Raw genomic sequence first — 15,366 nt, 5'->3', positions numbered from 1 at the left:
CGCGACCCCCGGCGTGACAGGCCGGTATTCTAACCAACTGAACTACCACTCCGCATCGACCCGGCATTAAGCCTGAATCGCGCACCGAACTCAAGTGTTCAATGCTTGCCTTGAAAGAAAGTGGTGGGTGGTACTGGGCTCGAACCAGTGACCCTCGCCTTGTAAGGGCGATGCTCTCCCAGCTGAGCTAACCACCCACACTGGTACCTTTCAAAGGCACTCACTTGAAAACGCTAATATTGCCTGCGAACAAACGTTATTGCTCAACCAAGTGAGAGGCGCATTTTAAGCATTTGCCCAGCGGTGTCAAATCTTTTTCCAGAAACTCTAGAAAATCCACCAACCATCCGACTCGGCCGCCGCTCTGCGTTCTCGCTCTTGCTCCAACATTGCGTACTCTTGCTCCAGTTGTTCAATTTTCTGATCTGTCTCCAACGGAACTGTCGGGTCGCCACCAAATGGCCAGTACCAGGAGGCTGATTGGTATTGCCCCTCACGCTCCAGCCTTTCCAGCTCAGCTTCACGCTCCTCCTCCAGAAGCGCCATACGCCGCTCGTAATCGGCATCCTCATTGGATTCCACAATGGAGGCGGCGGCGTGATTAGGTGCCAGCAAATCGCTGTTCAAAAAGCGGGTTGACACTATCTCTTGCGACTGCATGGCGTAATCACGGGTAACCAACTGCAAATCACCCTGCGCCAGCGGGTGCTCTGGATCTAACTCAGGATTACTCTGGGTTGGCTCAGTTAGCTCGTTATATCGCAGATAATAAATCTGGCCGGGCTCAACTTTAAGGGTGGCATCTGCAATCAAGCTAAGGCTGAACGAGTTTAATCCTTCAAGCCCGAGTAGTGGCCGGCGCATAGCGATTTGGCGCTCTCCGGGGCTAACCACCAACCAGGTAAAGCTGTCATTGCGGATATTGAAATAATGACTGTCATCGACATACACGCTGGGTGCTTCAATTTCATCGGCGGCCCACTGGGAATCCGTGCGATAGAAATACAGAACCGCATGCTTGCGATCCCAGCTGTCGTTATCAATATGCACAAAATCATGGCCAGAAACCGGGTGCAGGTAAGATCCTACGCTTTTACCGATGGACTGGTAGATCGTACAGCCTGGCACGGACATCAACGGCAAAATCAACAGCACACAGGAGCAAAACGAGCGCCACTTAAAGGGCTCAAAAAACAGTTTGAACGACTCGAAACAAAGTACTGGGGTTTTCATTTTTGTTAACTCTTCATCCTTTGGTGAGTTGCCTGATCATAGCAACTGCCGAACCGCATAAATGAGAGCCACCGCAAGGGATGAATAACAAACCGTTACAATACCGGGCGCCACCTCCTTGCGACGCCACTTAAACACCTGAATACGAATTTCAGATCGGCTACTGGCCCGCCACCTGACTACGCAGCTGATTAACCTCCTCAGACAAACGCACCAGGCGCGACGTAACCTGAGCACGGGACGAATCAATCGCCTGAACATTCCGCTTCAATGCCGCCAACTCGTTTTTGAGATCTTTAACATCACTGCGGCTCGACAGCTTTTTCTCCAAAGCCGACAAGCGCCCTTCTATGCCACTGATTCCCAGCGTTTGCTCCTGCTCAAAACGACGCACCCGCCGCTCAACCACCTGATCCACATTCGCCAACTGTTTACTCAGTTTGGTCAGTTGCTCCGCTGCCTGGCGATTCGCATCTTCTAAAGCAGCCACCGACGTTTCCGTCTGCTTCGTTAACGCGGCAAGATCCGAACCTAACGATGTTCGAACCTTCTCAACCGCTGAACCAATATCCGCCATAGCCTTCTCACTTTCCGCCAGCCCGGCTTCTATAGCTGCAACACGCTCCTGCTGGTCATTCAATCGCTTCTTGTTGCGCTCATTTGCGATCACCCAAAGCTTACGAATCTCGCTATCTGCGGCATCAAGCTGCTTCTTCTGGGCTTTAACCTGCTCGGCCAACGAGGCGCGACTCTCCTGCAGACTCTCCCCGGTTTCCGAAAGATCGCCCTCAAACCTGGCCAGCGCTAACTTACTCTGCCGTGCCCCGTAATCCGCCTCTTCAACTTGCACTTCAAGCATCTGAATTTGCTGATTCTGGAAATACCACCCCGCAACCGAGGCTACAGCCACAACAAGAACCAACAACCACAACACCGCCAAACTCGACCCACCGCCGCCTCCCCCGCTGTTGCTCTTGCCGCCCTTGGCCGGCTTCGGTGGCTTGGGCTGATCAACTGAGCCGTCAGCTGACGGTTTAGGTTTCTTCTGAGCTGGGGCCTTCTTCTGAGACGAGCCAACAGGCCGTTCGGCTCTCAGGTCATCGTCATCTGGACGGATGGGTTCCATTACTGCTCCTAGATATGGGCGGTTCCATGAATTGCCAACGATAATACATGCACTTGTTCGTAGGTTGAAATGACAAGGCCGCCTTCCTTGCATGGCCGATAGCCAAAACATACAATATCCGGCTTTCCAATTATCACAGGACTGTTGCGTATGCAGCCGCTTGTAGGACTGATCATGGGCTCCAAATCCGACTGGCCCACCATGGAACACGCCGCCAACATGCTCGACAAACTCGGCGTGGCCTATGAAACCAAAGTCGTGTCAGCCCACCGCACCCCGGATCTACTTTTCGACTACGCCAAAAGCGCTTCCGACCGCGGCCTGAAAGTCATCATTGCAGGCGCCGGCGGCGCAGCACACCTACCCGGCATGATCGCTTCCCAGACATCGCTACCGGTACTGGGCGTACCCGTACAATCTAAAGCCCTGAGCGGCCTTGATTCGCTGCTGTCTATTGCACAAATGCCGGGCGGAATCGCCGTAGGTACTTTGGCTATCGGCAACGCTGGTGCGACAAACGCCGGCCTACTGGCAGCGCAGATATTAGGCACCTCTGATGCAGGCGTTCGTAAAGCTATTGATGAGTTCCGGGCGACACAAACCCAAACGATCCTAGACAACCCAGATCCAAGAGAGCACACATGAGAATTGGTGTATTAGGTGCCGGCCAATTGGGAAGAATGCTCGCCCTCGCTGGATATCCACTGGCCAAAACCTTTGTTTTTTATGATATATCAGGCAGCCCCAGCGCCGGACTGGGGGAAACCATCATTGATCGCGAAGGTAAATACCTGGACGACTTTTTGTCGCGGGTAGACCGTGTAACCTACGAGTTTGAACACCTTCCCGTAGACGTTGCGGAAAAACTGGCAAAAGAAAAGCCAGTGCACCCCTGCCCTCGCGCTCTACAGATATGCCAAAACCGTGAAGCCGAAAAAACATTGTTCGGTGAACTTGGCATTCCAACGCCTCAGTGGAAAATCGCAGACAGCGCCGAATCCCTCAAAGCCGCAGCCGAAAGTCTGGGTTGCCCCGTGGTGGCTAAATCCAACACCGAAGGCTACGACGGCAAGGGCCAAGCCGTACTAAAGAGCCCAGAAGATGCGGAAGCGGCCTGGGAATCCATCGGCCACCCACGGCTAATGGTAGAAAAATTTGTAGAATTCAGCCGTGAAGTGTCCATCATTGCCGTGCGGGCTGAAGATGGCCAACTGGCCTTTTATCCCATCTCAGAAAACGTTCATCACGAAGGCATTCTGCGCTACTCCATTGCCCCGGCACCGAAGCTGGAAAAACACGTTCAAGAAGATGCAGAGCACCATATCAAAGCTCTACTTAACGAACTGGGGTACGTAGGTGTACTTACCCTTGAACTGTTTGAAACAGCCACTGGCCTGGTCGCAAACGAGATGGCTCCACGGGTTCATAACTCAGGGCACTGGACCATTGAAGGTGCAATGACCAGCCAGTTTGAGAACCACATTCGGGCCGTGAGCGGGCACCCTTTAGGCAGCGTTGAACCGCGCGGCCTGAGCTGCATGATTAACATCATCGCAGAGCATGGCGATGTTGAACGCCTGCTGGAACTCCCTTACGCTCATGTACACCTCTACAATAAAGGTGAACGGCCTGGCCGCAAGCTTGGCCACGTAAACATTCTGGCAGACAGCTACGCCGAACTGGTCTGGCGGGTAAGGAACTGCGCGCAGTTTTTGCCGGGCAGCCCCGAGTTCAGCAGTTCGTTAGACGCCAACAGCAAAGGCTGAATCGCCTTGCAGGGTTGATATTGCTTAAATCAACCTTATATTAGAGCGGTGACATTCAATTAAAACTGAGAGAAACAGGGAGACGACCTCATGGCATTTGAACTTCCAGCACTACCTTACGAAAAGAACGCACTGGAACCACACATTTCCGCTGAAACCCTCGAGTACCATTACGGCAAGCACCACAACACTTACGTCACCAAGCTGAACGGCCTGGTTGAAGGTACCGACAACGCCAGCAAGTCGCTTGAAGATATCATCAAAAGCGCCAGCGGCCCGTTGTTCAACAACGCAGCCCAGGTATGGAACCACACCTTCTACTGGAACTGCCTGAGCCCGAACGTCGGCGGCGAGCCTACCGGTGCGGCCAAAGAAGCGATCGAAAAAGCCTTTGGCTCGTTCGACGACTTCAAGAAAGAGTTCAATGACAAAGCAGCAAACAACTTCGGCTCTGGCTGGACTTGGCTGGTCAAGAAAGCAGACGGCAGCGTAGCTATTGCCAACACCAGCAATGCAGAAACACCGCTGACCGGCGCTGATAAACCAGTGCTAACCGTAGATGTGTGGGAACACGCGTACTATATTGATTATCGCAACTCCCGCCCAAACTACCTGGAAGCGTTCTGGAACCTGGTTAACTGGGATTTCGTGAACGAAAACCTGGCCTAATTAGGCAAACAGGCTTTCCAGATACAGCCGGCAACGGCTGAATAAAAAATGCCCGCTGCTAGCGGGCATTTTTTGTGTGATTATTCGTCAAACTTACAAATAAACACGTAAGCACTCTGAAGTATTTAATAAAAACGCCGATAATCCATGTAGTGTAACTTAACCTGAGCCATCATCCGTGTTGTCGGCAATGTGTTATGTTATTTAGCCAACAATCACTGGCTACAAATATGGATGCCTAATGAATAGGCTACAGATGAGGCTGAATGCAGAAACCTTTTGAGGTCGAAAACCGCCTTGATTACCGCATCCTTCGGTGGATACTCGCGGTCGCACTGATCAGTGGTGTGATTGTCAGTGCCATACAGGTAGTGCTTGATGCACGGCGCGTATCGACTGATCTGGACAGCCAAGCCAGCCAAACCATTGCCATGGTCAAAGATGCGACCACCCAGGCAGTGTTCAGCATAGACGCAGACTTGGCAAACCAAGTGGTCGATGGCTTGTTCGCCCGGGAAGCGGTGCACCTGGCCCAGATTCTTCATGCCAATGGCGAGCCCCTAAGCACCCGTGAGCGCCCCCTAATCGACAGCACATACCGGCCGCTGATTAACTGGATTTTTGGTTCAGAACGTCAATTCCGCACAGAATTGAAGCGCAACGGCGACCTCAACACCGTATATGGCTACTTCATTGTCCACTACGACACCGCGCCGGCTGGCAGCATATGGCTGGGCCGTGCCATCGTCACCTTCACCTCCGTAATTGCTACAGCGGTGATTCTGGGCATGGTGCTGTACTTCGTTTTTTACATGCTGCTAACCCGCCCATTGTTACGCATTGTGCACTCCGTAAAACAGGTGGACCCTGCACACCCAGACGACCGCCTGATTGCCACGCCAGCTGGCCATGAAAAGGACGAACTGGGGCATTGGGTGAACGCTACCAACACCTTACTTATTGGCATTGGCGAGAGCCAAAAGCGCCATCGTGAAGCCGAAGACCGAGTGAACCGGCTCGCCCGCTACGATCAGCTTACCGGGCTGCTCAGCCGAGACAGCTTTATGGAGCTGTTGCATGCAGACATTCAAGAGTCGAAGCGCAACCACACCCTGCTATCCGTAATTGTTTGTGGCATCGACGACTTTAAATCTATTAACGATCAATGCGGCTTCCGTACGGGGGACCTCACCCTGCAAACTGTCGCAGATCGCCTCATTGACTGCCTGAGCGGCTCGCGCTTCACCATAGCCCGCCTTGGTGGGGATCAGTTTGTTATTGTCGAAAAAGGACTCAAGGATGGTTTTCAGGCGGCAGATACCGCTGAAGCCATTCTGGCTGACATTAGTGACACCATAGGTGTGGAAGGCCAGAACATTTCCATAACCGCAACCTTGGGCATTGCGCTATACCCCTCCGATGCCATCCAGCCAGACCGACTGCTCCAGAGCGCGGAACAAAGCATGATGCTGGCCAAGCAAAAGGGCCGGGATCACTTCCAATTTTACGTGGCAAGCATCGACCAAGAAATCCGCGATCGCAAACAACTCGAGAAGGATCTTTCACAAGCTCTGGCAATGAACCAGTTCCACCTGGTTTACCAGCCCCAGATAGATCTTCAAACAAAACGAGTGATTGGTGCAGAAGCTCTGCTTCGCTGGGAACATCCTGTGCGCGGACTGGTGCCGCCGGATCACTTCATTCCAGTTTCAGAGAACAATGGCACCATCGTTGAGATTGGCCAATGGGTGTTGGAGCAGGCCTGCCTACAAGCCAAAATGTGGGCAGACAAAGGTTTGCCGCTACGTATCGCCGTAAATTTATCTGCGGTGCAGTTGCGCCAAGATCGCATTGTGGATGACATTCTAGACACGCTGAAACGTCACAATATTCCCGCAGGCCGGTTAGAGCTCGAAGTCACAGAAACCAGTTTTATGACCAACCTGTCAGATGCCGTGGCCAAACTGCACACCCTGAACCAAGCGGGCATCAGCCTTGCGGTAGATGACTTCGGCACCGGCTACTCATCCCTTACCTATCTCAAAAAAATGCCGGTACAGCACCTGAAAATCGACAAGCAGTTTATACGGGATTTGCTGATCAATGAGGAAGATACCCGCATCACAAACACCATTATTGATCTCGGCAGAAGCCTTAATCTAACGGTTGTTGCAGAAGGCGTAGAAACGGCAGAACAGGAGTATTATCTGAGCCAACGCGGTTGCAAGCTGGCTCAAGGGTACTTCTTCAGCAAGCCGGTACGCCCTGCGGAGTTTGAGACGTTTGTTAAGGGATTCCATCGGAATATAGTAGAAAATAACGCCTGATTCATTACCTGTGAGGAGTTGCCATGGGCACTACCATTATTGGCCTGATTGTTATTGCCGTTGCGGCATTTTATTTGATTTTTATCTACAACCGCCTGGTTTCTCTTCGCAATCAGTTTAAAAATGGTTTTGCCCAGATTGATGTTCAGCTTCAGCGCAGACACGATCTTATCCCTAATCTGGTCGAAGCCGCCAAAGCCTACCTTGAGCACGAAAAATCAACGCTGACTCAGGTCATGGAAGCCAGAAACAATGCCGTAAGCGCCCAAAAAGATGCGGCTAAAGACCCTGGCGACGGCACCAAGATCCAGCGCCTTGGTGGAGCCGAGAACCTACTCACCAAAGCCCTCGCCAATTTTTATGCGGTTGCAGAAAACTATCCAGACTTGAAGGCCAACGAGACCATCCAGCAACTGATGGAAGAGCTTTCAAGCACAGAAAACCGCGTTTCCTTTGCCCGCCAGGCTTACAACGATGGTGTAATGAGTTACAACACCTTCCGCGAGCAGTTCCCCAACAACGTGATCGCGGGCATGTTCTCATTCAAGGAAACCTCCCAACTGGAGCTTGAGTCTCCCGAAGCCCGCCAGGCGCCCAAAGTGGCCTTCTGAGGCCCTAACACATGGCTCATCCCGGTTTTTTCCAGCGCCAGGCCAGTGCCCGGCGCAACACCAGCTTTCTGGTTCTTTTGTTTCTCACTGCCGTGGTACTGATTACCCTGGCCGTGTGCGTGGTGGGTTATCTGGTAACCCGCAGTGAAACTTCCGGCCAACCCTTCCATTACTGGCTGCTCTCCAGCCACGGCCTGATCACTGCTTCAGCTGTGGTGATCCTCATTTGTATGGGCTCCCTCATACGCTGGGTAGATCTTGCCGGAGGTGGAAGCCGCGTTGCGAAAATGGTGGGTGCCCGGCCTATTGATCCGGACACCCGCGACAGCCATGAACGCAAACTGCGCAATATCGTAGAGGAGATGGCCATTGCCAGCGGCGTATCCGTGCCAGAACTCTACATTATGGATAATGAAACAGGCATCAACGCCTTTGTGGCGGGATACACCCCCGGCTCCGCCGTTATGGTGGTCACCCATGGCGCAATCACCCAGCTAACCCGAGACGAGCTACAAGGCGTTATCGGCCACGAATTCAGTCACATTTTCAATGGCGATATGCGCCTGAACGTACGCCTCATCGCTCTGCTTGCTGGCATTTTGATGATCGGCCAAATTGGCGGTTTCCTTCTTCGGTCGTCGTTTTACAGTGGCGGGCGAACGACGGCCCGCAACCGAGACAGTCGGGCCCAAATGGCCTTGGGACTTCTTGGCGTGGCATTGTTTGTAATCGGCTATGTGGGCGTGTTTTTCGGCCGGCTTATTCAGGCTGCTGTATCGCGCCAACGAGAAACCCTCGCTGATGCGTCGTCGGTGCAATTTACCCGCAATCCAGACGGCATTGGCGGGGCCCTATTCAAAATTGGGCTACGGAGCAGCTATTTAGATACCACCGGCCATGCCAACGACATGAACCACATGTGCTTTGGCGAAGCCGCACGCATGAAGTTCAGCTCGCTGCTCGCCTCTCACCCACCGATTGAACAACGCATTAACGCCATCCAGCCTGGGCTTATGGCCCGCCTGAAAAGTCGCCTACGGGATACCGAATCTGGCGCCAGGCTGCGCACAGCTTCGGGCGGGAATCGCCCATCAGCTGCATCGAGTTTTGCCAGTGACACAGCAGACCTCTATACCACAGCTTCCGACCGACGGCGCACATCACCGGCTGGCTCAGCGATTGCTGCACCTGTACTGGAAATGGCCAGCGCCCAAACACTATCGGAACGTGTCGGTACAATCAGCCCAGAAGGCGAAGACTTTGCCATTAAACTGCTGCAGCGCTTACCGTCAACGTTTCGCGGTTTACTGTATACCCGGGCAGGTGCCATTCAACTCTGCTACGCGCTACTGACCAGCGATCTGACCCAAAAGCAGCAAGCGGAATGCCTCAAATTATTGCCCAATCATTCGTTATTCAGTGCCCAACCGGATCTGCTCGCCAAACTCATCCCGGCACTTCAGAATATTGGAGAGGCTGTGCGCTTCCCAGCGCTGGAGCTGGCCATGCCGGCCCTGCGTAAGCTAGACCCAGACGAGCGCGCCGAACTGATTAAAAATGTTAGGAAACTGGTGGGTGCAGACAACCGAGTCACGTTATTTGAACTGGCACTTACCAGCTTTCTTTCCCGCCACCTAGGAGCTGATGCCGAAAGGGCAACACCTGTGCGCTATCGTAGCTATAAATCGGTTATGCCGGCACTACAAAGGCTTTTAAGCCTGCTAGCAAGAGCTGGCTCAGGTGATGAACAGGGAGCAGAAAGCCTCTACCACGAGGCCATCGCAGGCTTCGCCAGCAACGGGAATACCGATCAGCCCATACTGGCAAAAGTCACTATGCGGCAATTGCAGGAAGCGTTGAAGGCGCTGAACGGGCTTTCACCTCTACTGAAGCCCGCTGTCATCGACGCCTGCGGGCACTGCATCACCTATGATGGCGTGATTGAGACGCGGGAATACGAACTCATGAGGCTAGTGGCAGATCAAATGGACTGCCCTATGCCGCCGATGGTGGTGTGAACCGAGAGCTGGTTACTGAGCCAGCGCACCCTCCCCCGGGCTGAACAGCACCTCAACGTTCGGATTGCTTCTTCTTTCAGGTAGGCCGAGCTTATCGCGAATATCGAGATTTACCTTCCAGAGTTTATTGAACTTCTCCGACGTGGCAGCCACTGCATCAGACTTACCCAGCATGATCTTCGGCCGCAAAAACACCAACAGATTGCGCTTTACCCGGCGCTCAGACTCAGATGAAAACAGACGACCGAGATAGGGAATATCGCCCAGCAGGGGAACCTTGCTCCTGTTGACCATGTAATCATCGCGGGTGAGACCGCCCAACACGATGGTTTCACCATCATCTGCCAACACAGTTGTTTTGATTTCACGCTTATTGGTCACAATATCCGAGGCATCTTCAATACTGTCGGCCACACTTTCAGTGGTCTGCTCTACTACCAGCCTCACCAGACCATCCGCACTGATCGTTGGAGTTACTTTCAGGGTAAGGCCAATATCCCGACGCTCAATCGTGGTAAACGGGTTGGTGGTGCCATCACCCGTTACGGTGGACTGCCCAGTACGGAACGGAACGTTTTGGCCGACAATAATTTCAGATTCTTGATTGTCCAAGGTAATGAGGCTCGGCGTCGACAGCAAGTTAGCGGCTGCAGACGTAGAAAGCGCTTGCAGAAGAACGCCCCAGCTTATGCCATTTTCATTTCTCTGGCCGGCTCCTACCGTGATGCCCCCAACTGCCGGCGCTATGGCAGATTCGGTCAGTATTGCGCTAAGCACATCACCCAAACTCTGGCCTACATTACCAAAGTTTGTTCCCATCACAGGCGTAGAGGAGCCAGACTCATCGCCCAAGGCTACCTGAACGCCAAGATCCTGGCCCAGCTCATCGCTAATTTCTACAATGGCCGCTTCAATCATTACCTGAGCACGTCGCACATCCAGCGCCGCCACAATTTCTTCGGCTTCCTGCATCAGCGAAGGCTCGCCACGAACCACCAGTGCGTTCAGCCCCTCGTCAGCAAACACCGTAAAGCTACCTTGGGGCCTCGTGCTGGCACCGCCACTTGCAGCACCACCGGTGCCCTCCTTAGTTCGCTCACCCATGACGCCGTTCAGAATCTCAGTGAGGTTCTTCGCATCGGCATGCTTAAGGCGGATAACTTTGGTTGCGCCACCACTGGCCGAAGGCTGGTCCAGCTGTGTGATTAGACCGCGTATTTTACCGCGAAAGGATTCATCGCCTCGGAGAATCAACCGGTTGCTGCGCTCATCGGCGGTGACACTGTATTTTCTGGCAGACTGGTCGCTGCCTCCACGGCCTAACTCATCCGGAGCCAACTCTTGCAGCAGGGTAACCATATCGCCCACCCAAGCTTCCTTGAGTTTGATCACTTCCACTTCGTACTTAGAGGGGCTGTCCAGCTCCCGAACAATTTGCTCCATGCGCTTAATGTTGGAAGAGTGGTCACTAATAATCAGCGCATTAGCCGCAGCAACACCCGCAAGGTGGCCATACTTTGCCACCAAAGGCCGAAGGATAGGCACCAACTCTAATGCGTTGGCATTATTTATCTGAATAACCCGGGTTATAAGCTGTTCGGAAGGAATGCTCGGGAACCTGCCCAATACTTCAGCAGACTGCTTTGCGTCCACCTGCTGTACCACCTTGATGACCTCTTCGCCGGGTATGGCTGTAAACCCGTGAACATTTAGCACGGCAAGAAACAGGTCGTATATTTCGTTCTTGTTCATTGGGGCACTGGAAAGCACGGTCACCTTCCCTTTCACCCGAGGGTCCACCACAAAACTGTAACCGGTAATGTCGGCCACCTGAGTAACAAAGGCGCGTATATCCGCATCTTTAAGGTTTAGCCGCCAGGTTTCATCTTGGCCGTACGCTGCCGACATTAATGGAAGAAGAATAAGCAGAGCGAAGGCCCGCAGAAAATTTGTCTTGTGGTTATACATCTGGCGATATCGTCCTGTATCGATGAACCCTGTCAGCGCCACTGCTCAGGTATGGCATAACTTATCGTGAGGAAAGACCCATCACGTTCGATTTCTATATCCAAACTTGCCTGGCCGCGCCAGCTTTCCAGCAGCGACCTGTCCTGTTGCACATCACCCAGGCGCTGCCCGTTGATCGCGGTAATGACGTCTCCGGCTTTGAGATTCACAGCGTTCAGCATGGCGTTAGAGCCGTTATACACATAGCCTGAACCACCGCTCTCATCCACGGGGCTAAGGCCATAGGGAGTCAATGCGGCGGCACCTGCGCTATCCAACTGTTGCCGGGCATTATCAAGAAACGCTTCCGGTGATGATTCTGCAGGCACTTGGGCCACTTCTGCAACCATTGTGGAAACGTCATCCTCTTCAAACGTTAAGGATTCGTAGCGCCCGCCACGGCGAATCAGAATGCGCCCCGGCTCTACCTCTGCCAACTCGGCATTGCCTGGCAGCAGATCACCCACTCGGTACCAAGCGGTTTCGCCATTGCTGCCGGCCACTATAGCACCGGAGGCTTCCGGGCGCTGGCCTACCGAAACACCTTCAAGTTTTAGCCTTAGCCCAGTTTCAGGGGCCGAGCGTTTAACGGCTTCGGCCACCTCGCCCGGGGTTTCTGACCGGCCAAAAAACTCATAGCTCGCCAGAGGGTAGCTGCCGGAATTCTCAAAAGCCTGAGTTCCTGCCGAGCCCCCCGCAGGAGCGACAGCAACCGGTTTGTCCTGCCAAGCAAAAAGCCAAGTGATGTTTGCCATAGCCACACTCAAGTACACCACCAGCCACACAAGCAACAGATTGGCGACTATTTTCGCAATCCTGTGCTGGGTTTCCTGGGCCGGCATAGCAATCATCAACGGGCCCCTGGTAACAGCGGCTGCCGTACGCGGAAGACAACATCGTCGGAGCTTGCGGAGTCTGGCCACGGTTGGCCAGCCAGGTCAATCATGCGCTTGTAAACCCGCAATTCCATCATCCCATTCCATAGAATATTGGCATCTGCCGCTGGGCCATTGCCCGCCTGCTCGGCAACAACCAGCGCCACACCGCCGTCTGTTGTGTCTAAGTTAACCTGCATGGGCGGGAACTCCGCCTGCCCAGTCTGGTTACCCATGGGCCAGCTCACTTGGCCACCGGCCCATCGGCCAAGACCATCCGCGTGCTGAATGCGTTCATCTGCCCACTCTAATGCCAGCCGATCGATGCTTACGTCGCCCTCAATCATTGCCCCACCACTGCGGCGAATTAACTCCTCAAACTCTGCCACGGCAAGATGACCGCGAGCATTCACCCGCGCACGCTCAGGCCAGCCAAAAGTTATATCACCTGAAACCGACGACTGCACAGAGTCCACCGAAATCTGAACTGGCTGCTCCAATGCCGTAAGAGACGGCCAACCCAACTGCCACTGAACACGCACAGGGAAACCCGCGACAACCACACCAGCAGCACCATCCCACACCCTGCCTGCCACTTGGCGAACTTGCACCTGAGGCGGCAAGGAAACGTAAGCAGAGGCCTGGTGCCACACCCAACCGGCGGGAACAAAAACAACAAGTGTACCGAGATAGATAAACAGCCCGAGCAACACAAGCAAACATAGCTTGCCGGGGCGAAGAAAAGATTTTGGTTCAGCAGTACTCATTCGGTTACACACAGACAGTTGACCGGTTGCCGAGTCTAGCAAACGCTCTGGTCAAGTTCATGACAAAAAAACAAAAAACCCCGCGTCAGTGTGAACCAACGCGGGGTTTTTAAAAGCAGATCAGGCCACGCCCCGAATTTTGAGACGTGGTCGGAATCAGCAAGCTATGACCGACATTACATCATGCCGCCCATGCCTCCCATTCCACCCATTCCGCCCATATCTGGCATACCGCCGCCAGCAGAAGCGCCATCGTCTGGCTCATCCGCAATCATCGCCTCAGTGGTGATGATCAAAGAGGCAACAGAAGCCGCAGCCTGCAGCGCAGAGCGAGTTACCTTGGCCGGGTCGAGAATGCCCATGTCCAGCATATCGCCGTAAGCTTCAGTTGCAGCGTTATAACCGAAAGAACCTTCGCCATCACGCACCTTGGCAACAACTACCGACGATTCACCGCCTGCGTTGGCAACGATCTGACGCAAAGGCGCTTCCATAGCGCGGCGCAGAATGTTCACGCCCGCTTTTTGCTCTTCGTTGATGGCATCAACGTTATCCAGCGCAGCAATAGCGCGAATCAGAGTTACGCCGCCACCAGGCACAATGCCTTCTTCAACCGCAGCACGGGTAGAGTGAAGGGCATCTTCAACGCGTGCCTTCTTCTCTTTCATTTCCACTTCAGAACCCGCGCCTACCTTGATAACGGCAACGCCGCCAGCCAGCTTGGCCACACGCTCTTGAAGCTTCTCTTTGTCGTAATCTGAAGAGCTGTCTTCAATTTGCTTACGAACCTGCTCCACACGGGCTTCAATGTCGCCCTGTGCGCCAGCGCCATCAATGATGGTGGTGTTTTCTTTGGTCAGGTTCACACGCTTGGCGGTACCCAGATCGTCCAGAGTGGTGTTCTCAAGGCTCAGACCCACTTCTCCAGAAATCACAGTACCGCCGGTCAAAATGGCGATGTCCTGCAGCATTTCCTTACGGCGATCACCAAAGCCAGGTGCTTTAACAGCAGCGACTTTCACAATACCGCGCATGTTGTTTACAACCAGAGTCGCCAACGCTTCGCCTTCGATGTCTTCAGCGATGATCATCAGCGGCTTACCAGCCTTAGCAACAGCTTCCAGAGTTGGCAGCAACTCACGGATGTTGGAGATCTTCTTGTCGACCAGCAGTACGTACGGGTCATCAAGCTCTGCAGACATGTTGTCCTGGTTGTTGATGAAGTACGGAGACAGGAAGCCGCGATCGAACTGCATGCCTTCAACTACGTCTAGCTCGTCTTCCAGGCCACGGCCTTCTTCAACCGTGATAACGCCTTCTTTACCCACTTTTTCCATCGCATCAGCAATCAGCTTGCCAATGGTCTCGTCGCCGTTGGCTGAGATAGTGCCAACCTGAGCGATGTTGCGGTTATCGTCGCAAGGCTTGGCCATTTCGCGAATGGCTTTTACTGCTTCTGCAGTTGCCTTATCAATGCCGCGCTTCAGATCCATCGGGTTCATGCCGGCAGTCACTGCCTTCACGCCCTCGTTAACGATGGACTGAGCCAGAACGGTCGCGGTAGTGGTACCGTCACCTGCTGTATCGTTGGCCTGGGAAGCAACTTCCTTTACCATCTGGGCGCCCATGTTCTCGAACTTGTCCTTCAGTTCGATTTCTTTGGCAACCGATACGCCGTCTTTAGTGATAGATGGAGAGCCAAAAGACTTCTCCAGAACCACGTTACGGCCTTTGGGGCCAAGCGTTACTCTTACTGCGTCCGCCAGGATGTTGACGCCTGCGACCATGCGCTTACGAGCGCTATCACCGAATTTGACTTCTTTTGCTGACATGTTTTCTAGTCCTGTTCGTTAAACCGAATTCGTGGAATCAATCGGGTTAATGACTGTTCGTGCGAATAGCTTCAGCGATCACTCAAGCACGCCGTAAATATCGCTTTCGCTCATGATGAGCAGCTCTTCACCGTC

The 15,366-nt window shown here is 53.5% G+C and carries 12 protein-coding genes and 1 tRNA gene; 6 read left to right on the top strand and 7 right to left on the bottom strand.

What is annotated here, in order from left to right:
• Positions 1 to 121: 121 nt before the first annotated feature.
• From ACTH3S_RS14745 to ACTH3S_RS14735, 3 genes are all read right to left on the bottom strand, one after another.
• A tRNA-Val gene (locus ACTH3S_RS14745) sits at positions 122 to 197 on the bottom strand.
• 130 nt (positions 198 to 327) lie between these two features.
• On the bottom strand, positions 328 to 1,134 hold the full coding sequence (locus ACTH3S_RS14740) for a DUF2846 domain-containing protein (protein WP_441809767.1): 807 nt from the start codon (positions 1,132 to 1,134) through the stop codon (positions 328 to 330).
• 259 nt (positions 1,135 to 1,393) lie between these two features.
• Positions 1,394 to 2,359 carry a hypothetical protein gene (locus ACTH3S_RS14735; RefSeq protein ID WP_441809766.1) on the bottom strand — a complete coding sequence of 322 codons (966 nt, stop codon included), beginning with the start codon at positions 2,357 to 2,359 and terminating at the stop codon, positions 1,394 to 1,396.
• 150 nt (positions 2,360 to 2,509) lie between these two features.
• On the opposite strand from ACTH3S_RS14735, the gene purE reads away from it, so the two are divergent.
• The 6 genes from purE (at position 2,510) to ACTH3S_RS14705 (ending at position 9,750) form a co-directional block, all read left to right on the top strand.
• A complete protein-coding gene (gene purE, locus ACTH3S_RS14730; protein WP_441809765.1) occupies positions 2,510 to 3,004 on the top strand; it encodes a 5-(carboxyamino)imidazole ribonucleotide mutase in 495 nt (164 codons plus the stop codon).
• The gene (locus ACTH3S_RS14725) at positions 3,001 to 4,125 is read left to right on the top strand and encodes a 5-(carboxyamino)imidazole ribonucleotide synthase (protein ID WP_441809764.1); all 1,125 of its coding nucleotides are present in this window, start codon (positions 3,001 to 3,003) and stop codon (positions 4,123 to 4,125) included. Before purE ends, ACTH3S_RS14725 begins: the two co-directional genes overlap by 4 nt.
• A gap of 90 nt (positions 4,126 to 4,215) precedes the next feature.
• Complete coding sequence (gene sodB, locus ACTH3S_RS14720; protein WP_441809763.1) at positions 4,216 to 4,794, top strand: superoxide dismutase [Fe]; 579 nt, start codon at positions 4,216 to 4,218, stop codon at positions 4,792 to 4,794.
• 266 nt (positions 4,795 to 5,060) lie between these two features.
• Positions 5,061 to 7,121, top strand: coding sequence for a putative bifunctional diguanylate cyclase/phosphodiesterase (locus ACTH3S_RS14715; RefSeq protein ID WP_441809762.1), 2,061 nt, complete (start codon positions 5,061 to 5,063; stop codon positions 7,119 to 7,121).
• 23 nt (positions 7,122 to 7,144) lie between these two features.
• Positions 7,145 to 7,732 (top strand): LemA family protein, encoded by a 588-nt coding sequence (locus ACTH3S_RS14710; protein WP_441809761.1) that lies wholly within the window; start codon positions 7,145 to 7,147, stop codon positions 7,730 to 7,732.
• 11 nt (positions 7,733 to 7,743) lie between these two features.
• Positions 7,744 to 9,750: a M48 family metallopeptidase gene (locus tag ACTH3S_RS14705; protein ID WP_441809760.1), complete on the top strand. Its 2,007-nt coding sequence runs from the start codon at positions 7,744 to 7,746 to the stop codon at positions 9,748 to 9,750.
• Positions 9,751 to 9,762: 12 nt separating this feature from the next.
• On the opposite strand, the gene gspD is transcribed toward ACTH3S_RS14705, so the two are convergent.
• From gspD to groL, 4 genes are all read right to left on the bottom strand, one after another.
• On the bottom strand, positions 9,763 to 11,718 hold the full coding sequence (gspD, locus tag ACTH3S_RS14700; RefSeq protein WP_441809759.1) for a type II secretion system secretin GspD: 1,956 nt from the start codon (positions 11,716 to 11,718) through the stop codon (positions 9,763 to 9,765).
• Positions 11,719 to 11,750: 32 nt separating this feature from the next.
• Entirely contained in the window at positions 11,751 to 12,608 is an 858-nt protein-coding gene (locus ACTH3S_RS14695) for a type II secretion system protein N (protein WP_441809758.1), read from the bottom strand.
• A complete protein-coding gene (gspN, locus tag ACTH3S_RS14690; protein WP_441809757.1) occupies positions 12,608 to 13,399 on the bottom strand; it encodes a type II secretion system protein N in 792 nt (263 codons plus the stop codon). The genes ACTH3S_RS14695 and gspN overlap by 1 nt, the downstream gene beginning before the upstream one ends.
• A 176-nt stretch (positions 13,400 to 13,575) precedes the next feature.
• The gene (groL, locus tag ACTH3S_RS14685; protein ID WP_441809756.1) at positions 13,576 to 15,231 is read right to left on the bottom strand and encodes a chaperonin GroEL; all 1,656 of its coding nucleotides are present in this window, start codon (positions 15,229 to 15,231) and stop codon (positions 13,576 to 13,578) included.
• Positions 15,232 to 15,366: the final 135 nt, after the last annotated feature.

Source organism: Marinobacter sp., assembly GCF_052094685.1.
In the GTDB taxonomy this organism is placed as follows: Bacteria; Pseudomonadota; Gammaproteobacteria; order Pseudomonadales; family Oleiphilaceae; genus Marinobacter.
The sequence above is the reverse complement of the archived record's forward strand: the minus strand, read 5'-3'. Positions and strand labels throughout refer to the sequence as shown.

Bases quoted from the DNA above. Each gene is read 5' to 3' on its own strand.
- ACTH3S_RS14740 (WP_441809767.1), bottom strand. From the start codon at position 1,134: ATGTCCGTGCCAGGCTGTACGATCTACCAGTCCATCGGTAAAAGCGTA.
- ACTH3S_RS14735 (WP_441809766.1), bottom strand. From the start codon at position 2,359: ATGGAACCCATCCGTCCAGATGACGATGACCTGAGAGCCGAACGGCCT.
- purE (WP_441809765.1), top strand. From the start codon at position 2,510: ATGCAGCCGCTTGTAGGACTGATCATGGGCTCCAAATCCGACTGGCCC.
- ACTH3S_RS14725 (WP_441809764.1), top strand. From the start codon at position 3,001: ATGAGAATTGGTGTATTAGGTGCCGGCCAATTGGGAAGAATGCTCGCC.
- sodB (WP_441809763.1), top strand. From the start codon at position 4,216: ATGGCATTTGAACTTCCAGCACTACCTTACGAAAAGAACGCACTGGAA.
- ACTH3S_RS14715 (WP_441809762.1), top strand. From the start codon at position 5,061: ATGCAGAAACCTTTTGAGGTCGAAAACCGCCTTGATTACCGCATCCTT.
- ACTH3S_RS14710 (WP_441809761.1), top strand. From the start codon at position 7,145: ATGGGCACTACCATTATTGGCCTGATTGTTATTGCCGTTGCGGCATTT.
- ACTH3S_RS14705 (WP_441809760.1), top strand. From the start codon at position 7,744: ATGGCTCATCCCGGTTTTTTCCAGCGCCAGGCCAGTGCCCGGCGCAAC.
- gspD (WP_441809759.1), bottom strand. From the start codon at position 11,718: ATGTATAACCACAAGACAAATTTTCTGCGGGCCTTCGCTCTGCTTATT.
- ACTH3S_RS14695 (WP_441809758.1), bottom strand. From the start codon at position 12,608: ATGATTGCTATGCCGGCCCAGGAAACCCAGCACAGGATTGCGAAAATA.
- gspN (WP_441809757.1), bottom strand. From the start codon at position 13,399: ATGAGTACTGCTGAACCAAAATCTTTTCTTCGCCCCGGCAAGCTATGT.
- groL (WP_441809756.1), bottom strand. From the start codon at position 15,231: ATGTCAGCAAAAGAAGTCAAATTCGGTGATAGCGCTCGTAAGCGCATG.